Raw genomic sequence first — 25097 nt, forward strand, 5'->3', positions numbered from 1 at the left:
GGTACAGGAACATGCGACACAATGGCTATGGTTTTATAACAATGAAAGACCCAATACAGCAATTGGTGGTGTCCCACCAAAGCAAAAACTGGCACTAGTGGCCTAAGTCTCTACTTTTGATTTCAGCTAAAAATGGGGAGATTACCCTGACATTATCAACCACCAAAGCCAATCTTACTTTCCTTCACCCATAATAAGCATTCATACATTAACGACTGCCATAATGACTAAAACTTCAGCCAGCACTCGACCAATTTATTTTGTAACCACCATGGTAGCTACTGCAGAGGTCATTTCTCTATAATTCTTAATAATCCCGTCGACAAGTCTTAAATATAATTGAATAATAATTATACCCAGTATCAATTATATTGATGTGACACGATATTCTGAAATGAGTATTGCTTACGAGGTGAGTTATTAGGCAAATTTACTGATCTAATTTTGCTGTTAACTTGTTATCCAGCTCTCACTTCTAGTAAACAAAACATCAACTTTCTTGATACCAAGTGATGCAATCTCAACGCTATGCTAAAATCCACAAGGTAAATTGGTCTTACCAAAAAAGATCGTAATAAGGACATCACTGTAATGCTTCCCTAATAAAGGCATCGCAGCTGAGCAAAGTGATAAGAGCCATTGCGGCTCACCGGCAAGCTGCTCTTACGGACATAGCCATCACTTCAACGGAACACACTCAAACTTCATCATTTGATGGATTAACCTGTTCTTTTCGGAGAATGAGAAATTATGTCAGACACAGTCAGCAATTCAGATACACACGCTCAAGAAGCAAGCTACAGCGAGCTTCACCGTCCTGCTAGCGAGTTTGACACTCGCGATGCCTATCTAGAAAATGAACTCAAGATAATGAAGCCCAAACGTTGGGGACTCAACCTTCCTGGACGTGATTTTCGTTTTGAATGGGAAGACTTAGTCCCAGCCATCGCAGGAACTATTGGTATTACTGTGATGTATTCTGCAGTAATGGCAGCTTGGGCTGCAGGTTTAAGTGAAAATGGGATCACGTCAATCTTGGGGCAGAATTTGCTATCCAGATTGTCCGTGTAGAAATGCTCATCCCAGCTTTACTCTTCTGTATTATTAGCTCTGGTTTTATTAATCCAAGAGCAAACCTTGGCGGCAACCATGGACCAATGATCCCGTTAATTGGTACCATCGCGCTCGCTGGTGCTCATCCATTAGCGTTAGCAATCCTCATTGGTATATTTGGCTTGATTTTAAGTTATTTCAAAGGGGGATCGAAACTGGTTAACCTCACCAGTAGCGGTGTGGCCGGCGGTTTATTGGTGTTCTTAGGATTTATGGGAGCTAAAAGTCAGATAGGTTCGTTATTTGACTGGGCAGGAGGACTGCAAGCCAAGCACAGTCTTGACTATTCACTCGGTTATGTTGCATTTACCATCTTGTTAATCAATGTCATTATTTATGCAGCATTAGCCAAATACGGTAAACGCTGGTTAGCGATTCCATTGTGTTCTATTGCAGCAGTTGCTCTGGCATTTGGCCTAGGCGCAGGCTTAGATTTACAATTTACTACCGCTCCAGGCATCCCAAATCTCAATCCGGTTTTTTGGTGGGGTTCAACTGAACATGGTTGGCAGTTAGGCTTACCAAATGCAGCTCATTTTATTGCATCATTACCATTCGCAATTCTGGCTGTTGCCATGTGGTCACCAGACTTTCTTGGTCATCGTATTTTCCAAGAATTAAATTATCCAAAAGGCGCTGAAAAAGTACTGATGGATGTTGATGACACGATGACAACTTGCTCAGTAAGACAGATCGTTGGTACTGCAGTCGGTGGCGGTAATATTACCTCATCGTGGGGAACTTACATGATCCCAGCGGCTATTGCCAAACGCCCTATTCCAGCTGGCGCTATCCTACTCGGTAGCTTGTGTATTATTGTGGCTATCATTGGTTATCCTATGGATATCACGGTGTGGCGCCCTGTTATGTCGATTGCGCTTTTAGTTGGCGTATTCCTACCGTTATTAGAGGCAGGTTTACAGATGGTTAAAGACACGACGAGTAGCCAAGCCGCAGGTATCTGTATTTTCGCTGCATTTGTTGCCAACCCAGTATTAGCTTGGGCGTTAACCATGTTACTTGATAATAATGGCTTAATTGGTGATAAAGAGCGTCCTAAAACCTTGTCATTTGCAGACCGTATCGTTATCCCAAGCCTAGCCTTTGTGATTTGTTTGGCGGCGATGTTAGCAGTAGGCATGATCGAAGGGATTCCAGCGTTGCTATAATCTAGTCATGTTCGGTAATACCATCAATATAAAAGCGAGATCGGCAATGGTTTCGCTTTTTATTTGCCAAAAATTGCCGCGGGCTACTCCAAGTTATAAACAGATATGTTAGCCAGTTAACACTTTTGATAATCCGTTAGCGAAAGCTGCCGATATCGTCAATATGCTGTGCTATTATTAACCCATGGATAATTGGTCTTACCAATTGGTTTATTAGCAGAAACAATATCGATTAGCGTCATTACACAAGCCAGGCGGAACATTTCTGCCATCAATGTCGCAGAAGATGTAAACGGCTCAGTCTAGCGAATCTACCTAGACGACAGAATGTAAACACTCAACGGATACCAACACTTTGTGTTAATTGTGATGACATCCGTAGAAAATCAACCAGAGGGTTAAGTAAATGACAGATAAAACCGAACTATTTGCCAACGCGTGGGAAGGTTTCGTAGCTGGCGATTGGAAAACTGAAGTTAACGTACGTGACTTTATCCAACAAAATTACACACCATATGAGGGTGATGAATCATTCTTAGCAGGTGCAACAGATGCAACATTAACTTTGTGGGACAAAGTAATGGAAGGCATCAAGCAAGAGAACCAAACTCATGCTCCAGTCGATTTCGACACTGAAATGGTTTCAACCATTACCTCTCATGATGCTGGCTATATCAATAAAGACCTTGAAACTATCGTTGGTTTACAAACTGAAGCGCCATTAAAGCGTGCCATGCTGCCCAACGGTGGTATTCGTATGGTTGAAGGTTCATGTAAAGCTTATGGCCGTGAACTTAACAGCGATGTGAATTACGTTTACTCTGAGTTACGCAAAACCCATAACCAAGGCGTGTTTGATGTTTATACCCCAGAAATTATGGCTTGCCGTAAATCAGGTATATTAACAGGTTTACCTGATGCCTATGGTCGTGGTCGTATTATTGGTGACTACCGCCGTATTGCTTTGTACGGTATCGATTACCTAATGAAAGATAAGTTTGCCCAATTCAGCTCACTGCAAGCGCAATTTGAAGCTGGTGATGACTTATCAAGTGTGATCCAATTACGTGAAGAGATTTCTGAGCAACATCGTGCTTTAGGCCAAATGAAAGTGATGGCAGCTAAATACGGTTGTGATATTTCTGTACCCGCCAAAAATGCTAAAGAAGCCATTCAATGGACTTATTTTGGTTACCTTGCTGCAGTAAAAAGCCAAAATGGCGCGGCAATGTCACTGGGTCGTACCTCAACGTTCATTGATGCTTATATTGAACGTGACATTAAAAATGGTGTTCTTACTGAGCAGCAAGCACAAGAAATGGTTGACCATTTCGTGATGAAACTACGTATGGTCCGTTTCCTGCGTACACCTGAATACGATGAACTATTCTCAGGAGATCCAATCTGGGCAACTGAATCTATCGCTGGTATGGGTCTTGATGGTCGCACATTGGTGACTAAATCAAGCTTCCGTTTCTTGCATACCTTGTACAACATGGGCCCAAGCCCAGAGCCAAACATTACCGTGTTATGGTCTACAAGATTGCCACAAGGTTTTAAAAGTTACTGTGCCAAAGTATCAATTGACACTAGCTCAATTCAATACGAAAACGATGACTTAATGCGCCCAGACTTTGAGTCAGACGATTACGCCATTGCTTGTTGTGTTAGCCCAATGATTTTGGGTAAGCATATGCAGTTCTTCGGTGCTCGCGCTAACTTAGCCAAAACCATGTTATACGCCATTAACGGTGGTGTTGACGAAAAGCTTAAAACCCAAATTGCACCAAAAGCGGACCCAATCACTGCTGATGTACTTGAGTTTGATGATGTTATGTCACGTCTTGATGGCTTAATGGACTGGCTTGCAACGCAGTATGTGTCTGCGCTTAACGCGATTCACTTTATGCATGACAAATACTCTTACGAGTCTGCGTTAATGGCATTACATGACCGCGATGTGCGCCGTACAATGGCGTGTGGTATTGCAGGTTTGTCAATTGCTGCCGATTCATTGTCAGCGATTAAGTTTGCTCAAGTTAAGCCTATTCGCGATGAAAATGGTATTGCGGTTGATTTTGACATTCAAGGTGACTATCCAAAATTTGGTAACAATGATGCTCGTGTCGATGACATTGCTTGCGATTTAGTTGAACGTTTTATGGCGAAAATTCGCACTAAAAAAATGTATCGTAATGCCATTCCAACACAATCAATCTTAACCATCACTTCAAACGTGGTTTATGGTAAGAAAACCGGTAACACTCCTGACGGTCGTCGTTCAGGCGCTCCGTTTGCGCCTGGTGCCAACCCGATGCATGGTCGTGATGAAAATGGTGCAATTGCTTCATTAACATCAGTGGCTAAACTGCCTTTTGCCCACGCACAAGATGGTGTTTCTTATACTTTCTCTATCGTGCCAAATGCATTAGGTAAAGATGATACGGGTCGTCGTACTAACTTAGCGTCATTGATGGATGGCTACTTCCTAAGCAAGCCTAACCGTGAAGGTGGTCAACACTTAAACGTTAACGTGATGAACCGTGAAATGTTAGAAGATGCGATTGTTAATCCGGATAAATATCCACAATTAACTATTCGTGTATCGGGTTATGCCGTTCGCTTTAATGCGCTCACCCCTGAGCAGCAGCAAGACGTGATTACTCGTACATTTACTAAAAGTATGTAGTCTCTGCTAAAATTGGCTGTATCGATGTGTAACATCTTATCGATACAGCCTTTTTTATACCCATTTTAAGGAACAACAATGACGTTAGGTCGCATACATTCAGTGGAATCATTCGGAACCGTTGACGGTCCAGGAATTCGCTACATCGCTTTTATGCAAGGTTGCCTTATGCGCTGCCAATATTGTCATAATCGTGATACATGGGATCTAGATGGCGGTAAGGAAGTTTCTGTTGATGAAATAATGAGCCAAGTCATTTCATATCAACCCTTTTTAGACGCCAGCGGTGGTGGCATTACAGCCAGTGGTGGTGAAGCAATTTTACAAGCTCAATTTGTCAGCGAACTGTTTAAAGCCTGCAAAAGTCAGGGTATACACACTTGCTTAGACACCAACGGCTTTGTGCGTAAATACGAACCCGTAATAGATGAGTTGCTCGACAATACCGACTTAGTGTTACTTGATATCAAACAAATGGACGATGCCAAACACATCGAACTGACTAAAGTCAGTAACCATCGAACACTACAGTTTGCGCAATATCTTACCAAACGAAATATTAAAACCTGGATCCGTTATGTGGTTGTCGCTGGATTTACTGAAGATGTCGAATCAGCCATCGCATTAGCTGAGTTCATTAAACCGATGAGCAATGTTGAAAAAGTTGAATTATTGCCTTATCACCCGTTAGGGGAACATAAATGGCAAGCTTTTGGCGAAACGTATACTTTGGCGCATATTTCACCGCCAAGTACAGAAATCATGCAGAGAATTCAGCAGGTGTTTGTTGACCGAGGTATTAACGCTACATTTTAGTCACAATAACAATAAACAGATGTAAATTAGCATCGGCTTATGCATAAGATGAATTATAATTCGTCCCAGTAACTTTGATCTAAACGTTCAAAAGCCAGTTTCAAAATGGTGGCCATATCAGAATAGCAGGCTTTTGCGCCTAAAGGTTGGCAATAAATACCCATCTCAGTCAATGCTGAGCTGAGTTGGTTGCCCCAATCAAATAATGATAACGGTAACGGATGGCTCGCTCGCCAACCTAACCATAATAAGCCTTGTAGTGGCAAGCTGATAAAAAAGAGCAACATCGTTAATGCTTGCGGTAAATAATCCCAGCCAAATATATACAGCTGGCTAGCCGCAACGACTAATGCCAACACAGGCATTGCAATAATCGCTAATTGAGTCGCTTTGACGACACGGTACTCAGGGAAATAAAACCCAAGTTGCCTAACCATTGGCCAGGTCTTCATATAACGTTGACCATCGCCAAGTAATTTAACCAAATTCATGTTCAATATACGGCTACCTTTACAGCTTGGGACATGAGTATAACGATAACATAATACAGTGTCATGCCCAAAATGCACTGGAGAATTTACGCCTATACTGATTTAAATTTCAGTCGTAAATCACGGTAAGAACACCGAAGTGTGGCGTTTATGAATGAATAATCATAAACCTTAATCAAAATGGAATTTTACTATTTTATTTAGTTTCATTGACTTAAAAGGCGTTAACATGTCAGACAAATTAGTACTCGTGCTCAACTGCGGTAGCTCATCATTAAAATTTGCCATCATTGATGCTCAATCAGGCGATGATAAAGTTTCTGGATTAGCTGAATGTTTTGGTTTAGAAGATTCACGCATTAAGTGGAAATCTGATGGCAGCAAGAATGAAGCCAAATTAGGTGCCTTTACTGCGCATCGCGAAGCGGTAGAATTCATCGTTAATAACATTTTGGCAGACCATCCAGAACTTGCGGCACAAATTAAAGCCGTTGGTCATCGTATCGTCCATGGTGGTGAAAAGTTTACTCGCTCGGTTATTGTTACACCGGATGTCATTCAGGGTATTGAAGATTGTGCGTCATTAGCGCCTCTACATAATCCTGCGCATTTAATTGGTATTCGTGCCGCGCTCGCTTCATTCCCAGATTTGCCACAAGTTGCAGTATTTGACACCGCATTTCATCAAACCATGCCCGAAAAGGCATATATTTATGCCCTACCCTACAAATTGTATCGTGAACATAGTATTCGCCGTTATGGCATGCATGGTACTAGCAACATCTATATTTGTCGTGAAGCAGCCAAAGTATTAGGCAAAGAGACTAAAGACACCAATATTATTTGTGCACATTTAGGTAATGGTGCATCGGTAACGGCCATTAAAGGTGGCAAAAGTGTCGACACGTCAATGGGCTTAACTCCGCTTGAAGGTTTAGTTATGGGTACACGTTGCGGCGATTTAGACCCATCAATTATTTTCCATTTAGTTAAACAACTTGGCTATACCCTTGATGAAGTCAATAACCTACTGAATAAGCAAAGTGGTTTATTGGGTATTTCAGAACTCACCAACGATTGTCGTGGGATTGAAGAAGGTTATCAAGACGGTCACAAAGGTGCCACACTAGCCTTAGATATCTTCTGCTATCGTTTAGCCAAATATATCGCCTCTTACACTGTGCCATTAGGGCGTTTAGACGCCATTATATTTACTGGCGGTATTGGCGAAAACTCAGACCTTATTCGCGAGAAAGTCCTTAATTTATTGGCAATATTTAACTTCAAAGTCGATGATAATTTGAATAAAGCGGCTCGTTTTGGCCAGCAAGGCATCATTACTCAAGTAGGTAGCCCTATTGCTATGGTCATACCAACAAATGAAGAGTGGGTTATTGCCGAAGATGCTATTAAGCTGATCACAGCTAAATAAGCAGCTTATTCGGTCTTATATTCGGTTAATTAACATGAACAATACGCACACAAGAGGTCGTCATGTCTCGTAATATTATGCTTATTCCAATCGGTATTGGAGTGGGATTAACATCACTAAGCTTAGGTATGGTTCGTGCACTTGAACGCAAAGGCGTTAAAGTGCAATTTTTTAAACCTATTGCGCAAATTCGATCAGGTGATACTGGTCCAGAACGTTCAACCACTATTTTAAGCACGTCTCCAACTGTTAATCCGTTGGAACCTTATTCAATGGTCCATGCTGAAGCGTTAATCCGTTCAGAGCAAACTGATGTCCTACTAGAACAGATTATTGCCCGCGCAGCAGAATGCGCCAGTAATACTGAAATCCTAGTGGTTGAAGGCTTAGTACCAACACGTAGCCATCCATTTGCTGATGACATTAACTATGAAATTGCCAAAGCATTAGACGCCGATGTTATTTTCATCGCAACCCCTGGAAACGATACGCCTAATGGATTAATGAATCGATTAGAAATCGCCTTTAACTCTTGGGGTGGACAGAAAAACAAACGTTTAATTGGCGCTATCATCAATAAAATTGGTGCTCCCGTTGACAACGAAGGTCGCACTCGTCCTGATTTATCTGAAGTATTTGATGATAAAAATATGAACGCGGTTGATAGCTCGGGAATGTTCCAACTTCCGGGTAAAAGTCCGCTGCGTATATTAGGCAGTGTGCCATACAATTTAGAGCTAATTGCCCCGCGCGCATCTGATTTAGCTAAGCACTTAAATGCCAAAATCATTAATGCCGGTGAAATGCATACTCGTCGTATGCGCCGTGTAACATTTTGTGCCCGTAGCCTGCCTAACATGGTTACTCACATCAAAACAAATTCATTGTTAGTGACTTCTGGCGATCGCTCCGACGTGATCGTGTCTGCATGTTTAGCAGCCATGAACGGCGTTAAAATTGGCGCGTTGTTGCTTACTGGGGGCTACCCGCCAGAACCAGAAATCATGAAGTTATGTGAACAAGCTTTTGAAACAGGCTTGCCAGTATTTTTAATTGATTCCAATACATGGCAGACCTCACTCAATATTCAACGTTTTGATCATGAAGTGCCTGTGGATGATGCGGTGCGCGTTGAAAAAGTGCAAGAATACGTGGCCAGCCATATCGACCAAACCTGGATTGAAAGTGTTACCCAGGATTCTCCACGTGAACACCGTCTATCTCCTCCGGCATTCCGTTACAAGTTAACTGAACTAGCCCGTGCAGCCCGTAAAACTATCGTGCTTCCTGAAGGTGAAGAGCCTAGAACCGTTAAGGCTGCATCAATCTGTGCAGAACGGGGTATTGCTCGTTGCGTGTTAATCGGTAACCGCGAAGAGATCTTACGCGTTGCATCGCAACAAGATGTTATTTTAGGTGAAGGCATCGAAATCATTGAGCCAGAAACTGTGCGTGAAAAATACGTTGAGCCTATGCTCGAATTACGTCGCAGCAAAGGATTAACAGAAGTTGTTGCCCGTGAACAACTGGAAGATAACATGGTGCTTGGTACCATGATGCTGGCACAAGATGAAGTTGATGGAATTGTGTCTGGTGCTATTCATACTACGGCACACACTATTCGCCCACCATTGCAGTTGATCAAAACGGCACCGGGTTCTAGCTTAGTGTCATCGATTTTCTTCATGCTGATGCCAGATCAAGTATTAGTGTATGGTGATTGCGCGATTAACCCAGATCCAAGTCCTGAACAGCTAGCCGATATTGCGATTCAGTCAGCTGAATCAGCTAAAGCCTTTGGTATTGAGCCTCGCGTTGCGATGATCAGTTACTCAACTGGGACTTCTGGCACCGGTTCAGATGTGGATAAAGTACGCGAAGCCACACGAATCGCTAAAGAAAAACGTCCGGACTTGATTATCGATGGTCCATTGCAATACGATGCAGCAGTCATGCCTAACGTAGCGCTCTCTAAAGCACCTGACAGCCCTGTCGCAGGTAAAGCAACCGTATTTGTGTTCCCAGATTTAAACACGGGTAACACCACATACAAGGCGGTACAGCGTAGTGCTGATTTAATCAGCATCGGGCCAATGCTTCAAGGTATGCGTAAACCGGTTAACGATTTATCACGCGGCGCATTAGTCGATGATATTGTCTACACCATTGCGTTAACGGCGATTCAAGCTGCACAGAATAGTGAGAAAAAATAACGTCAGGCACTTCAGTGTAATATCGTTGTGAATTTACAATAAATGACCACTAAAAAAGCACTGATATTTATCGGTGCTTTTTTAGTGTCTGATGTCTTAGATTTTTTGTTTTTTTGCCTGTTTGCCTGTTTGCCTGTTTGCAAAAGCATGTCCCTATGCGGTTCATGATACAAAAAATAATTAAGTCATTTATGGCACAAACAAAAACGCTACCCAATTGGGTAGCGTTTATAAAGAGCGTTATGTATCAATCAATACTAAAAATTATTTCTTAGCTTTTTTCTTAGTTGATTCACTAACCCATTTACCGCCGATAAACTTAGAAGACCAACCGGTAGCTTTGCCGTCAACTTCAGTAGCAACATACTGCTCTTTGGTTTTACGACTAAATTTAACCGAGGCTTTATTGCCTTCATCATCTTCGACTGGCGCATCGGCAAGATACGCATATTTAGGCCATAACAAATCACGATACTGCACTAACTCTTCCACTAACGGCGCACGTGTTTCACGCGATTTAGGGAAAGTACTGGCGGCTAAAAATATGCCAGCAGCACCATCACGAAGCACAAAGTGAGCATCCGATTTAGTACATTTTAATTCAGGTAGAAAGATAGGATCTTCTTTTGGTGGCGCCGCTTCACCGCTTCTCAGCAACTTACGGGTGTTTTTACACTCGCTATTGGTGCAACCAAAATACTTACCAAATCGACCGTTTTTAAGTTCCATATTATTGCCGCAACGATCGCACTCAATAATTGGACCTTCATAGCCTTTAATCTTAAATTGTCCGGCTTCAACTTCGTAACCATCACATGACGGGTTATTACCACAAACATGTAATTTACGTGTTTCGTCAATGAGATAACTGTCCATCGCGGTACCACACTTACCACAACGATGTTTAGCACGTAACGCTTCCGTTTCGCCATCTTCATTGTCGCTAACCGCTTCTTCACCTGGGGTTAAGTTAAGCGTCGTTTTACAACGCTCTTTTGGTGGCAACGCGTACCCAGAACAGCCTAAGAACACCCCTGTTGAACCAGTACGAATACCCATTGGACGGCCACAGGTTGGACACTTAATGTCGTCTGTTAATACCATCTCGTTAGGGCGCATACCACCTTCATCAGGATCTAACTCGGCCAACAATAACTGCTTGGTAAAGTCGCCATAAAAACCGTCTAATACTTTTTTCCAGTCCAGCTTACCTTGAGCAACATCATCTAATGTTTGCTCCATGCTGGCGGTAAAGTCGTAGCTCATTAATTCTTTAAAACTGCCGACTAAGCGTTCGCTGACAATCTCACCCATTTTTTCAGCAAAGAAACGGCGGTTATCAACTTTAACGTAACCACGATCCTGAATGGTTGAAATAATCGTCGCATACGTTGAAGGACGACCAATACCACGCTTCTCAAGCTCTTTAACCAAAGACGCTTCACTGTAACGCGGCGCAGGCTTGGTAAAGTGTTGCTTAGGAGATAAGGTTTCAAGCACTAACTTGTCACCTTTTGCAACGACTGGTAGCGTCTTATCTTCTTCGTTTTTCTTACTCACTTGTGGCTGAACACGAGTCCAACCATCAAAACGTAAGGTACGGCCACTGGCTTTTAATTCGTAATCACCCGCGGTTACCGTTAAACGTGTTGCATCATATTGAGCAGGTGTCATTTGACATGACACAAATTGACGCCAGATAAGCTCATACAAGCGCTGAGCGTCTCTTTCCATATCGGTTAACGAAGCGGACTGCACAGCCACGTTCGACGGTCTAATAGCTTCATGCGCCTCTTGAGCGCCCTCTTTGCTACCATAACGAATAGGTTCTGCCGGTAAATACTTGTCACCGAACTCGGCACCAATCATTTCACGTAAGTTTTCAACCGCTTCTTTACTCAAATTGGTTGAATCGGTACGCATATACGTAATGTGGCCAGCTTCGTACAAACGCTGCGCCATCATCATGGTTTTCTTAACACCAAAACTAAGACGAGTACTGGCAGCTTGCTGCAATGTCGACGTAATATAAGGTGCCGAAGGTTTGCTTGAGGTTGCTTTATCTTCACGTGCAGTAACAACATATGCTGCATCACGTAATGCATCGACAGCAACTTTAGCTTGCGCTTCATTAATCGGTTCAAATGCAGCAGATTGATACTTCATCACCTGCATTTTCAAGCTAGCGGCGGTAGGTGTATTTAACTCAGCATGGATATCCCAAAACTCTTCTGGAACAAACGCTTTAATTTCACTTTCACGCTCTACAACTAAGCGCACTGCTACCGACTGAACACGCCCAGCAGATAAACCACGAGCGACTTTTTTCCATAATAATGGTGATACCATAAAGCCAACAACACGGTCTAAAAAGCGACGAGCTTGCTGGGCATTAACCATATTGGTATCAAGTACCGACGGTTTACTAAACGCATCTTGAATCGCTGTTTTAGTAATTTCGTTGAACACAACTCGCTGATACCGTGAAGGATCACCACCAATAATTTCCTGTAAATGCCAGGCAATGGCTTCCCCTTCACGGTCCAAATCCGTTGCGAGATATATTTGGTCAGCAGTTTCTGCTAACGCTTTTAATTCTTTAACAACTTTTTCTTTACCAGGCAGAATTTGATACTTAGCCGCCCAGTCTTTATCTGGGTTAACACCCATTCGCGCCACAAGCGCTTGTTTGTCTCTGATCAGCTTGTATTTAGCTTTTTCTTCAGGAGATAATTTCTTAACTTCTGCTGCGGTTTTAGTCACAGTTGTACCGTCAGAAGTAGACGAAGTTGGTAAGTCACGAATATGACCTACACTCGACTTCACAATGAAGTCTTTACCAAGATATTTATTAATTGTCTTGGCTTTGGCCGGCGATTCGACAATAACTAGCGATTTACCCATAGTTTTATTTGCGCCAAAAAGTCTCGAAAAAAAGAAAATTGATTCCATATATAGAGGGTTGAGACAATAGTTTCAAGTTAAACCCTCTTTTACATGGCTAGTAAGTCATTTTTTAATCAGAATTGAATCAAAAATAAAAAATGTAAAAAATAATATGCGTTTTTTAAACGTAATTTTTCACTTAATGATACTTGCGAGCACCTTCAGTGCATTTTTAGTCATTTATACACATTTGTACAAATTAACCACACCTTGTTAACCCTTATAGCTTCAGTATACTGGGGTTAAATTAGCGTTAACTGACATGAACAATCACGTTCCTTTTTTATAAGTAACACAAATGAGTGTAACTACAATAATAATTATTCACTAAAATTCTCAAGGATCACGAATGAAGCATTTTGAAGCGAACTTTGATGGCTTGGTTGGACCAACCCATAACTATGCCGGATTATCATTTGGTAATGTGGCCTCATTTAGTAATGCGGCCCAGACATCAAATCCTAAAGCGGCAGCGAAACAAGGTTTGCAAAAAGCCAAGTCATTAGCAGATTTGGGGATGGTGCAAGGGGTATTAGCCCCACAGGAGCGCCCAGACCTATACACATTGCGTCGAATTGGTTTTTCTGGGTCTGACGCTGAAGTTTTACAAAAAGCTGCTCAGCAGGCTCCTGCGCTACTTAATGCTTGTTGCAGTGCATCAAGTATGTGGACAGCTAACGCGGCTACAGTGTCACCCAGTGCAGACACCTGTGACGGTAAAGTTCACTTCACCCCAGCTAATTTAGTTGATAAATTACACCGCAGTATTGAACCTGTCACTACCGGCAATATTTTGCAGGCGACATTTAATAACGACCGCTATTTTAAGCATCATCAACATTTGCCAGAACACGCAAGCTTTGGTGATGAAGGAGCAGCTAATCATACTCGACTATGTTCTGAATATGGTCATGCTGGCGTTGAATTATTTGTCTATGGTCAAACAGCAACTAACCCTAACGCCCCTAAACCAACAAAATATCCAGCTCGCCAAACTTTGGAAGCATCTCAAGCAGTAGCGCGGTTGCACCAACTTGAAGATGAAAGCTGCGTGTTTATGCAGCAAAATCCAGATGTGATTGATCAAGGTGTATTCCACAATGACGTTATTTCAGTGGGTAACAAAAATGTGTTGTTCTACCACGAACAAGCGTTTTTAAATACCGAAGCAAAGTTCGATGAAATTCGCCGTAAAATGAACTCTGATATGCATTTTGTCAAAGTCACCACAGAGCAAGTATCCATTGATAATGCCGTTCGTAGTTACTTATTTAATACCCAAATCATCACCCTACCTTCAGGTGAAATGGCCATTATTGCGCCAACAAATTGTCAGGAAAACCCTGCGGTATTTGCTTACTTAAATGAACTTGTTACCTTAGGCACGCCGATCAAACAAGTGCGCTATTATGATGTTAAGCAAAGTATGCAAAACGGTGGTGGTCCAGCCTGTTTACGTTTACGAGTCGCGATGAACGAACAAGAAGTCGCTGCAGTTAATCAAAACACATTAATGAATGACGGTTTATTTACGCGCTTAAATACCTGGGTAGATAGACATTATCGTGACCAACTCACTGTAAGCGATCTAGCAGATCCACAATTAATTATTGAATCACGCACCGCGTTAGATGAACTCACACAAATATTAAAGTTAGGCAGCGTGTATCAGTTCCAAAGATAACGTTAACCAATAGGCTATTAATTAAGCTTTTGGTAAATTATAAATTTATTATGTTTGTAAATGTCACTAATTTTATGATTAGTGACATTTTTACACTATTGCTAGCACCAGTAAGTTAAATGGTAGCAACAACTCAACCTATCAGATGTAACTCACCTTTGACATAAATCCCATCATCTTTAGTTATTAACAAATTGATAAATAGCTATTATCTAATTTGTTAATCCACCAAACACAACCTATATAGGTAAATTATTAGCGTCTTAACAATCCGTTCTTTAGTTTCCTTCATTAAGATAAATCAGCCTAACCAGCATTTTTTATTTCGATAAAGAACAATATATTACACCATAAAAAAGGCCACAATTAATTTTGTGGCCGATTAAATTACTACTTATGAAGCATTCGTAAAATCAAAGTATCTCAAAATAATAAGCCTACTTATTATCAACCATCATCTCGAACATTAACACTGTATGAAATCGGATCGCCGTAAATAGTTTTAACTGTAATAGATAATAATCCAACTGATTTTTGATTTGGGCTAGCCTCTCGAGTTACAGTAAATGGATACAATAATGGTTTATTGGAGGTATTGTTGCCGATAATATAAGACGATGTAGATGTGGATAACGCTCCATTATCAGTGGCTGCAGAAATATCAGTACCATTGGCAAGGGTATTATTATTAAGATCCGAGACAAATAAATAAACAGTTTTTGAGGATACACCTGTTGCCGCAGTTAAATCTATATCGACTACAGGGGTAATGTTCCCCAAGCTGTCAATATCAACTAAACGACCGTATGGCACAGAGCCCGACATAACAATCGGCATATTCCTGAATACATTTAGCTGTGCTTGAGTGTTATTGACTCCGGTTTGAGTACAATTAGCTGCTGAAGATGCTGCGCACAAAAGGCCAGTATACAAACCATCTTTACCATCAAAGCTACCATTGGCATTAAAGTCAATAAACTCTTCATTCACAGCGCCTAAAGGCACTGATGAACCACGATAAACCCCATCTTCGTTATCATCGGTAAACGCTTCAGATAAATCAATGAAATCCTCATCTGTATCAAAAAGTCCATTACCGTTTAAATCAACAAAACTTTCCTCACCTATCGCATAAGCTGTAATAGTTGAACGACCAGGACGAGGTTCAACAATCACCGAGCCTGTCCCATCAACGTAAGCTGATAATAGTGGACCTGTACAAGGTGGAACATTAGATCCATTGAAAGCAACAGGACAAACAACAGATGTTCCATCAAATGGGCGTGGATTCTGACTAGTCCAATCTACAGAACAAGCCCCTGTTCGACCAGCCGTTTCACAGCTGGCGCCGATAGAGCCACCTTCAGTTCTAAAGTTGATCACAGTCCCATCAGGAACAGGATTATTAAAATGATCTGCTGAACGAATGGTAATCGTCGATGATTCTCCATCATGACTCCAACCTTCTACGTTTAACGTTGTAGCTGACAACGAGAAGCTGTTGTAGTCTGCTAAGCCTGTTGTCACGGTTAAACTATCAGACACATTTGACACTATAAGACTTGTTGGATCTGTAGCATCCTGCCACAGAGCAAAAACTTTAACAGGCGTTGGTATTGTTCCTGAACGAACAGTAACAGATACATTACCATTAACATCCGTATAAGCTACTGCATATTTATTAGGGGTTGTAATATCGCTAGGATACTCAGCGTCACCCATTTTAGGAAAATTAGGGCAGTTTATAAAATCATCAGCTAATGGTGCTGGCGTTAATACCATGCCACCCACATCAGTAGACAGTTCAAAACAAACTCTTTCAGAACTTGCTGGCTGACCAATCTCATTAAGCAACTTGAAAGCAACATTTGAGGTTTCAGAACGAGCACCAGCACCGTCAAGACCTCCAGATACTTTAATGGCTAGCTCCTTTGGTGATGCACTGACGAATTGAATTGCACCGACCGCATTGGGGCTAATGGTGATATCCGCAGTTGCACTTACACTTGATGCTCCTGTAATTGCTGAAACAGTAACAGTATCCGTACCTTGACAATTAATGCTTCGATAGGTAGCAAAACCTTTACCCGCATTTGTTATCACCGGAGAATCAACCACTGCATTACCTGCCGACATACATTGAGAAGAAAACTCTAATGTAAATGGTTGGCTTGTCTCAATACTTCCATCCGGAGATTTAACGGTCACTTCAATAACAGTAGAACCACCAGCAGGTAAAGTATTAGTACCTATATAGGTACTAACTTCAAGAGAGATATCTACACGACCGATCTCAAACGCTTTGGTAGAAGTCACTTGTTTAACTTTTAAAGACACTTCACCGGCACCAACATCACCGTTTGAATATAGATCTAAAACAGCCTTACCGTCAGCATTTGTTATTGCAGTTGCTGAATTAGGGCTAATTGCACCTAATGTTGTACCAGCAGTTACTAAGACTTGTTTTAAAGGTTGATTAGAACCATCAAGTTTAACTATTGCCCCTAAAATACCAGGCCGTTGATTGGTAATATTATCTGTAATAGGACATAATTCGAAATTTTTCAATACCTTATCGAAACCAGCAACACCATTACAGTCATAAATTTCAAAACTGATAGATGGGTCTGCTGCGACAGGATCGATATCATCACCAGCCGTGGTAAAACTAGCTGTTGCCGACGTTAAACCATAGCTAGCAGTGACAGTTGCAGCCCCCTCAACGGTTCCTGCTGTAATAGTTAATTCAGCTTTACCTGCTCCATCAGTAAGAGCTGTCCCTACTGAAGGTAAAAACTCACCTAAGCTACTAGAAAATGATACAACTTTTCCACTTAATGGGTTGTTATTTCGGTCAAGTAGATAAACTTGTACACGGCCTGGAGATGCTTGGCTAATACTAGAAGCCTGATTTCCAGTACCATCCAATAAGCTTATAGATAATGAATTGTTTTCACCATCGCCACCAGGAGCATCGCCAGCCACACTATAATTAAATGTTTCGACCAATAACTCACTGCCTAGATTAAAGGTTGCTTGAATAGTACCAGCACCATCCACCGTACCAGTTAATAGAGTCACTTTAGCAAAACCACTCGCATCAGTTAGTGCATTACCTGACGTTGGATTAATCACCCCCTCACCAACTAGAGAGAAATTAATTAATGCATTCGGCACAGCTATTCCATCTTTTAATAACGAAGCTATTACTGTTCCTGGCGAAGTCTTACTTATATTTCGTAATTCATTACTCGATGAATCGAATACTGTAAGATTTAGAGTATAAGAATCGATAGGCTTAATAATGACTTCATCGCCCAAGGTCTCAAAATAGATACTTACTTTAGAAGTCTCTATTTCAACAGATAACTTAGCCGCTCCCGCAACATTACCAGCGGTCAAACTAATTGATGCAACACCGTTAATGTCAGTAACAACTGTACCTATGATAGGGGATAGATTCCCTAAACTAGAAGAGAACGTTGCTAATTTACCAACCAGAGGTAATCCATTTAAATCAACATATGTAGCTTCCACTTTAGCTGGAGTGGAATTACTTATTATAGAGATTGGGTTACCGCTATTATCAACTAACTTTAACGATAATCTATTGGTACCTGCTGCGACACCATCACCTAACATGTAAAAATTAACAGACGTAGTTAAACCTAATGCGGAGCTAATAGTGACTGTTGCGGCAGTCTCCACATCAGCTGTACGCAATTTAATTTTTGCAATTCCTGTAGCATTAGTAAGCGCAGTTCGACTAGCAGGCTCAAATGTACCGTAAGAACTATCATTTAAAGCAAATGAAACGACTTGATTTGCAATACCTACTCCAGCAGAGTCCGCCAAAGCAACCTCTATGTAGCCCGGTTGCGCATCTGAAATTTCAGTTATTGCAGTACCCGCAGCATTAAGTAATTTGGCTGTTAATGTTGAAGAGCCTGAAACACCAGCATCACCTTTAGAATAAAAATTAATCCCAATAGTTTCTTGTTCATCAATAGTAACATTAACTGTGCCAGCACCCTCTTTGTTGGCTGCTATGACTTTAATCATAGCCATACCGTCAGCATCTGTTAACGCAGTTCCACTATTAGGGATAAAAGTCGCTAAGGCTGTATCGTTTAGTTCAAAACTCACAAGACGATTAACTATTGGATTGCCAGCGGGGTCTTGGTAATCAACATGAATATATCCAGGCGTCAAAAAACTAATATTACTAATCTCATTACCGGCGGTGTCTTTTAAAGAAAGCTTTATTTGATTCTCACCTGTCACGGCACCATCACCAGACATTGTTACACCTGTAGATGCCGATTCACCAGAATCAAGAGATGCAGTAACAGTAACGGCCCCTTGAGAAGATGAAGTACTTAACGTTACTTCAGCAACACCATCAGCATTAGTTTTGGCTGTACCTGACGTCGGAGTAAAAACCCCAAATGAACTATCAGATAAAGAAAAAGTAACAACCTTGTTCGCCACTGAATTATTAAGTGAACTCGAAACAGTTGCTTTTAGAATTGCAGGCGAAGCTGCTGATATATCGTTCGATGAAGTACTCAGTGAAATAGATAAAACTTCTGTTATTCCACCATCGCCTCCAGAATCAGTTCCATCATCAGTAATACTTCCTCCTCCACCACACGCGAAGAGAAAAATTGAACATAAAAGCGCAAAATAAACTTTATATGCTGACCTCATTGTCAGGCTCCCTGTTACATTAAGATTAAACTAAATAATTATTATAGTTACTTATACATTAACAATACGCAAACATCTTATAACTTTAGCATAACTCTACTATTTTATTCGCTATTTATTGGCGAAAACTTTCACTTTTATGCCATTTCCTAAGTTGCCGATACCTGCTAATCTTTAGCGCATTCAATAAAGACATAAAATAATATGATGAGAAGGAACACTCTGTGAGTAATCAATACAAGCTCGGACTCACGAGCAAAATTTTAATTGGCATGGCATTAGGCATTATATTTGGCCTAGCATTGAGAAACTTTTTCCCTGGTAGTCAATTTATTCAAGAGTACATTACCGATGGATTCTTACATGTCATTGGTACTATCTTCATCTCAAGCTTAAAAATGCTTGTCGTACCTTTGGTATTTATCTCATTAGTATGCGGTACTTGCTCCCTTAGCGATCCATCTAAACTGGGACGTCTTGGTGGCAAGACCATATCCTTCTATTTATTCACTACCGCTATTGCGCTCACTATTGCGATTCTAGCAGCCGTGTTAATCCATCCAGGTAATGCCAGTTTGGCCGGTAACGTATTAGAATACTCGGCAAAAGACGCGCCTAGCCTGTCTGAAGTCATTATTAATATTGTACCGACAAACCCTATGCAAGCGATGAGTGAAGGCAATATGTTGCAGATTATCCTATTTGCAGTTGTTTTTGGCTTTGCCATCTCACATATTGGTGAAAGAGGTACGCGTATAGCGTCATTTTTTAACGACTTAAATGATGTAATTATGCGTGTGGTTACCTTAATTATGCAGTTAGCACCTTATGGTGTGTTTGCACTGATGGCGACCCTCAGCTTAACGTTGGGCTTAGAAACCTTCGGTAGTGTTGTCAAATACTTCCTCCTGGTGGTTGCCGTTTTATTTATCCAAGGCTTAGTGGTTTACCCTACTCTATTAAAATTGTTCTCGGGACTCAGCCCGTTGATGTTTTTACGTAAAATCCGCGACGTACAGCTGTTTGCTTTTAGTACTGCAAGCTCTAATGCAACATTGCCGGTAACCATTGAAACCGCAGAGCACAGAATGGGCGTCGACAACAAAATCGCGTCATTCACCTTACCACTTGGTGCCACTCTCAACATGGATGGCACCGCCATTATGCAGGGTGTTGCAACGGTATTTATTGCCCAAGTATTTGGTATTGAACTGAGCATCATGGATTACGCGACTGTAGTGGTAACGGCAACATTGGCATCTATCGGTACTGCGGGGGTGCCTGGTGTCGGCCTTATTATGCTGGCAATGGTGTTAAACCAAGTAGGCTTACCGGTTGAAGGTATTGCCTTAATTATTGGTGTAGACAGAATGCTAGACATGATCCGCACTGCGGTAAACGTCACTGGTGATGCAGTGGCTACGGTGATCATTGCCAAATCAGAAGGCGAATTTAATGAAGAAGTCTTCAACGATTCGCAAGCAGGTAAAGCAGCCAAAAGTTTTGAAGAACAAGTGCTTAACGCCAAAAAATAACACTTAAGTTCACCTTATATAAAAAAGCGCTAATTTAGCGCTTTTTTATTATCTTTTCCCTACATAAATGTGCCATTATCATCAACTTACATTGAAATAAGCTCTCATAGATATCAACAAATGGATATCAACAAAATCTAGCCAGCTTTAACTTATAAAAAACGGAATAAATATGGACATGACTTTATTGGCGGGTTTAGCGGTTATTCACATTGTGGCATTAATGAGCCCAGGACCTGACTTTGCCATTATCGTTAAAATGGCTACGCAGCAAACACGCTTAACCGCACTTTATTGTGCCTTCGGCATTGCTGTCGCTATCTTAATTCACACCTTTTTGTCGTTGATGGGCATCAGTGTGATGATACAACAGTCTCATGTTGCCTTTATGACCGTACAACTAATTGGCAGTAGCTATTTAGCATGGATGGGATATGGGGCGCTCAAGTCAGCTATCACCAGTATGATTAGCAAACGTCGTAATTCAGATATTTCATCAACGCAACCTAATGTGGCAAAAGCGGCGCTGATATCGTCATTAAAGGGATTTAAAGTTGGACTATATACCAACCTACTGAATCCTAAAGCGCTGATCTTTTTTATTACTTTATTTTCCGTATTAATTACGCCGCAAGTCAATTACTCAACTAAAATTGCCGCCACGGTATTATTATTTGTGTTGTCATTGGTGTGGTTTAGCTTACTCGCACTGATCTTGTCTAAACCTCGGGTACAACAAAAATTACTCGCGGCCAATACCATTATAGATCTACTCGTTGGGATTATTTTTATTGCCGTTGCAGTCACGATTGCTAATAACATAATTCATCAAATTATCGGTCAGTTTTAAACATGATTAAATTCGATTAAGTAAAAAGATGAATAAGCTGACTATTTTTATCAAGCAGTTACCTGTTTGAGCCACGACACTTACCCGTTTATAGCTTTAAACCAAGAGACTTTAGCAAGCCTGTAAACGGCTGCGAGGATAATGCAATAATCGACGTGCTAAATAATCCACAACCACATTCAAACCCGCAGTGAAAAACAACAGCAACAATGCCCCACTAAAGCGAATTTCAGAAAAATTACTGTCGACATAAAAACCCAACGTCATCACCCCAAGCATGCCCAAGATAGCCGTTTCACGGATAATCACTTCAAATCGATAAAACAGCAGTCCCATAAAATGTGGGTATATGGCAGGTAGCACTAGATAACTGTACTGATCAATCCTAGGCTTGTATGTCAACGGCACACTAATGCTGTCAGCTTGACGTGACATTAAAAAGACCATCAGGCCGCTATTGTGCAGCGCTAACGCGATAATCGCTGGCAACATCGAGGGCCCTAATAGCATCATAAACACAAAAGCCAATAAATATTCAGGCAATGAACGTAATATTAAATTCACCGCCCTCATGATTAAAATAACCACTTTTGGCATCATCAAGCGGGTATTAAAAGGCAATAATACCAACGTCAACACATGAGTTAACCCCAAGGCACAAAAAGCCAGTACCAAGGTAGCAACCATCCCGGGAAACACTTGCTGGCTGATTAATGTATAACTCCAGTTAACGAGCTTCGATAGGTTATCTGTGTCAAACCAGCTCAAGAAGGGTTGTCCTTGAAGCATCGGTGGTAAAACATCAACACTGATAAAACGCCAAATAAGTTGCGAGTCGATAACAGGAATGGGAGGTAAGAAGTACACAGCAAGCGGTAAATACAGCCAAAGCATTATCGGTTTAGCCCAAAAACGTATGCTACCAATTAACAACACAAATAAGATTAATAGTGCACCGCCTTGTTGATAATGCCCCTGACGAAAAGCGGATTCTAAATAAAACCCTAATGTCGGCATACCAATAAAGCCCAACACAGCACTACTACGAAGCGCGCATTCAAAACGGTAACGAATATAATCGACAATCTGCGGATACATGTGCATCCATCGACCATATATAAATGCCGACAGTTTATCGGTGCCCTTAGGCAGTGAAAATAAGGTATGCATTGGCGCTTGCTGTAAAATATCAGCAAACACACGGGCAAAAGTAGCAGCATAAGGAAGCGCTATGGCTAAAATACCGGTAATGGCTGAAAGACCAAATATCTGTAAGAATATCAATGCCCAAAATATCTCATGGATAGCACGGATAAATGCACACATTGCCGCCACTACAGGATGTTGATACCACAATGCTAATGGAAATCCCAATAGCAACCCAATCGTAATCCCAAGCAGCGCAAAACTAATGGTTTGCCACAGCGCATCAAGTAAATACTCTGTCGCGAAAAAGTCAGGGTGCACAAAGCCTTGCCACATGCGACCAAGCTCAGACCAAGGATCGAGTGCAATCACCTCGGTATCAGCAAAAAACCAACACACGGAGACCATGAGTAAAAGCAACAGAGTGATTTTCTGCCAATGCCCTACAAAAGAGTAGCGACTGTGAGTCATCATTTTAGGCATTATAAAAACGGGGATAGAATGAAGATAAATCGCTTAGCAGCATCAACATGTTCATATTTATGCCACTGAATGGTTTGGTAAATCGGCTAATGCATAATGCTGTGATAAATGAGCCAGAGATAATTGGCTCGCTTTGTCATCCAGTACTACTTTGCCATCACTAATGACAATAATACGCTCAAAGTTTGCTAACGCTAGCTCGGCATCATGTAGCACACAAATAACACTCTGATGCGTTTGCTTAATCAAGTTTAGTAATCGTAAGCCCATTAGCGGATCTAATGCAGAAAAGGGCTCGTCGCCCATAAACACTGATTGTTGTTGAAATAACGCTCTGGCTAAGGCCACACGTTGGCGCTGACCACCAGACAACTCACTGACTTTCTGTTGCAAAGGCACGGTTAGTTCTAGTTGCTGGCAAATAGCGCCGATTTGTTGTTGCGGCTTATTAAACGGCAACAACAAATTAGCCAAATTATACCAACGGGAATAACGCGCTAACCCACCAATAAACACATTGTGATATATCGACAGGTTATCAACTAACCCCTGTGCTTGTGAGCACAAACAGGTCTGCTCGGCCAATTGTTGATAAAGGTGATGCAACAGCGTGGTTTTACCCACGCCTGAAGGGCCTAAAATAGCCACATGCTCTTTTGCCTTAAATGACAAATTCACTTTAGGTAATATAATTTGCTGGTTATAACCTAAATCAACATCAACCAACGACAACATTAATCGAGCATTCCAATTGTTTTTGCCACGCGCTCAATCGGTTCATAATCGCTATTTTTAGCCGGTACAAACGACTCACGTGGGAAGCTGGCTAACAAATCTTTATCCGTCATACCAATTAACGTTTTAGTCAGCTTTTCTTTAAAGCCTGCACCAAACGTTTCATCAACACCCGAATGCACCGTCCATTGATAATCTGGGTAAGTAGGGCTTTCCCAAATAACTTTCACTTTGCTGGTATCAACTTCACCGTTTTCAACTGCTGTGTCCCACACTTTGTAATTAACCGCGCCGACTTGATAAACACCTGCTTCAACTTGGCTGATAGTGCGGCTATGGTCGCCAGAAAAACCAATGCGTTTAAAAATTTGTTCAATTGGCTTACCGGTATTTTTTTCAATAAAATACTGTGGCATCAAACGGCCTGAAGTTGAGTCTTTAGAACCAAAGGTAAAGGTATAATCATTCAATGAAGGAAAATTAGTTGAAGCAGCCATTTCAGTAGATTTATGAGCAATCAAATAACTCTTGAAAAACTGATCTTCAAAACCTTGGGCAATAGCCTCAGAACCGGGCACTAAACGACGCGCTTGCACACCAGATAAACCACCAAACCAAGCAAGTTGTACTTGGTTATTACGAAATGCTGTTACCGCTGCAGAATATGACTTTACCGGAATATATTTCACTTCCACGCCCAACTGCTCGGTTAAATAATCAGCCACTTTATCAAAGCGAGTCCGAAGCTGACTTTCATCTTCATCAGGGATAGCCGTAAAGGTAAACGTTGCACTTAATGCAACTGTCGAAAATAAACTTAAAAAGCTAGCCGATAATAAATGTGTTAGTTTCATCTCAATCTTAAAAGTTAGTCTGTCAATAACCCTATTCTAACTTACCTGATACCTGATTACACCGACAAAGCCCATTCAGTGTGAAATGTTAGCAAGAATAATTACTACGATGACCATAATGATAATAAGTTTTAATATAACCATCATAAAAAGTTTGGTTAATATTTAACCTTACCAACTTGTAGGGTAATATTGGCCAAGCACATTTCACATAAAGTGACGGCTTAACAA

The 25097-nt window shown here is 41.3% G+C and carries 13 protein-coding genes and 1 pseudogene; 8 read left to right on the forward strand and 6 right to left on the reverse strand.

Annotation, left to right across the window (positions count from 1 at the left end):
- Positions 1 to 750 precede the first annotated feature (750 nt).
- The 3 genes and pseudogenes from AAEY94_RS18970 to pflA all read left to right on the forward strand — a co-directional run bounded on the left by AAEY94_RS18970 (position 751) and on the right by pflA (position 5787).
- Positions 751 to 2282, forward strand: a pseudogene (locus AAEY94_RS18970) (DUF3360 family protein).
- Positions 2283 to 2688: 406 nt separating this feature from the next.
- Positions 2689 to 4971 (forward strand): formate C-acetyltransferase, encoded by a 2283-nt coding sequence (pflB, locus tag AAEY94_RS18975; RefSeq protein ID WP_162022782.1) that lies wholly within the window; start codon positions 2689 to 2691, stop codon positions 4969 to 4971.
- A 78-nt stretch (positions 4972 to 5049) separates the two neighbouring features.
- The gene (gene pflA, locus AAEY94_RS18980; RefSeq protein ID WP_162022781.1) at positions 5050 to 5787 is read left to right on the forward strand and encodes a pyruvate formate lyase 1-activating protein; all 738 of its coding nucleotides are present in this window, start codon (positions 5050 to 5052) and stop codon (positions 5785 to 5787) included.
- A gap of 53 nt (positions 5788 to 5840) precedes the next feature.
- On the opposite strand, the gene yfbV is transcribed toward pflA, so the two are convergent.
- Positions 5841 to 6278: a terminus macrodomain insulation protein YfbV gene (gene yfbV / locus AAEY94_RS18985; RefSeq protein ID WP_162024315.1), complete on the reverse strand. Its 438-nt coding sequence runs from the start codon at positions 6276 to 6278 to the stop codon at positions 5841 to 5843.
- Positions 6279 to 6507: 229 nt separating this feature from the next.
- On the opposite strand from yfbV, the gene ackA reads away from it, so the two are divergent.
- Both ackA and pta read left to right on the forward strand, forming a co-directional pair.
- Positions 6508 to 7710 (forward strand): acetate kinase, encoded by a 1203-nt coding sequence (gene ackA, locus AAEY94_RS18990; protein WP_101088040.1) that lies wholly within the window; start codon positions 6508 to 6510, stop codon positions 7708 to 7710.
- Between the two features lie 62 nt (positions 7711 to 7772).
- A complete protein-coding gene (gene pta / locus AAEY94_RS18995; RefSeq protein WP_101088038.1) occupies positions 7773 to 9923 on the forward strand; it encodes a phosphate acetyltransferase in 2151 nt (716 codons plus the stop codon).
- A 264-nt stretch (positions 9924 to 10187) separates the two neighbouring features.
- Here the strand turns inward: pta and topA are convergent, their stop codons facing one another.
- Positions 10188 to 12827: a type I DNA topoisomerase gene (gene topA / locus AAEY94_RS19000; protein ID WP_162022779.1), complete on the reverse strand. Its 2640-nt coding sequence runs from the start codon at positions 12825 to 12827 to the stop codon at positions 10188 to 10190.
- A 391-nt stretch (positions 12828 to 13218) separates the two neighbouring features.
- On the opposite strand from topA, the gene astB reads away from it, so the two are divergent.
- Positions 13219 to 14553: an N-succinylarginine dihydrolase gene (astB, locus tag AAEY94_RS19005; RefSeq protein ID WP_101088034.1), complete on the forward strand. Its 1335-nt coding sequence runs from the start codon at positions 13219 to 13221 to the stop codon at positions 14551 to 14553.
- Positions 14554 to 15000: 447 nt separating this feature from the next.
- On the opposite strand, the gene AAEY94_RS19010 is transcribed toward astB, so the two are convergent.
- Positions 15001 to 19263 carry an Ig-like domain-containing protein gene (locus AAEY94_RS19010; protein ID WP_350979641.1) on the reverse strand — a complete coding sequence of 1421 codons (4263 nt, stop codon included), beginning with the start codon at positions 19261 to 19263 and terminating at the stop codon, positions 15001 to 15003.
- A gap of 224 nt (positions 19264 to 19487) precedes the next feature.
- On the opposite strand from AAEY94_RS19010, the gene AAEY94_RS19015 reads away from it, so the two are divergent.
- The gene (locus AAEY94_RS19015) at positions 19488 to 20798 is read left to right on the forward strand and encodes a dicarboxylate/amino acid:cation symporter (RefSeq protein WP_277949095.1); all 1311 of its coding nucleotides are present in this window, start codon (positions 19488 to 19490) and stop codon (positions 20796 to 20798) included.
- A gap of 172 nt (positions 20799 to 20970) precedes the next feature.
- Positions 20971 to 21648 (forward strand): LysE family translocator, encoded by a 678-nt coding sequence (locus AAEY94_RS19020; protein WP_350979643.1) that lies wholly within the window; start codon positions 20971 to 20973, stop codon positions 21646 to 21648.
- 111 nt (positions 21649 to 21759) lie between these two features.
- Here AAEY94_RS19020 and AAEY94_RS19025 read toward each other — a convergent pair whose 3' ends face one another.
- From AAEY94_RS19025 to AAEY94_RS19035, 3 genes are read right to left on the reverse strand one after another with little or no spacing between them, the layout of a single operon-like run.
- Complete coding sequence (locus AAEY94_RS19025; protein WP_350979645.1) at positions 21760 to 23277, reverse strand: PhnE/PtxC family ABC transporter permease; 1518 nt, start codon at positions 23275 to 23277, stop codon at positions 21760 to 21762.
- A 57-nt stretch (positions 23278 to 23334) separates the two neighbouring features.
- Positions 23335 to 24012, reverse strand: a complete 678-nt coding sequence (locus tag AAEY94_RS19030) for an ATP-binding cassette domain-containing protein (RefSeq protein ID WP_350979647.1) — start codon at positions 24010 to 24012, stop codon at positions 23335 to 23337.
- Complete coding sequence (locus AAEY94_RS19035) at positions 24012 to 24866, reverse strand: putative selenate ABC transporter substrate-binding protein (protein WP_350979649.1); 855 nt, start codon at positions 24864 to 24866, stop codon at positions 24012 to 24014. Before AAEY94_RS19035 ends, AAEY94_RS19030 begins: the two co-directional genes overlap by 1 nt.
- Between the last annotated feature and the right edge of the window lie 231 nt (positions 24867 to 25097).

Origin of the sequence: Shewanella sp. AC34-MNA-CIBAN-0136, assembly GCF_040309945.1 — a bacterium.
In the GTDB taxonomy this organism is placed as follows: Bacteria; Pseudomonadota; Gammaproteobacteria; order Enterobacterales; family Shewanellaceae; genus Shewanella.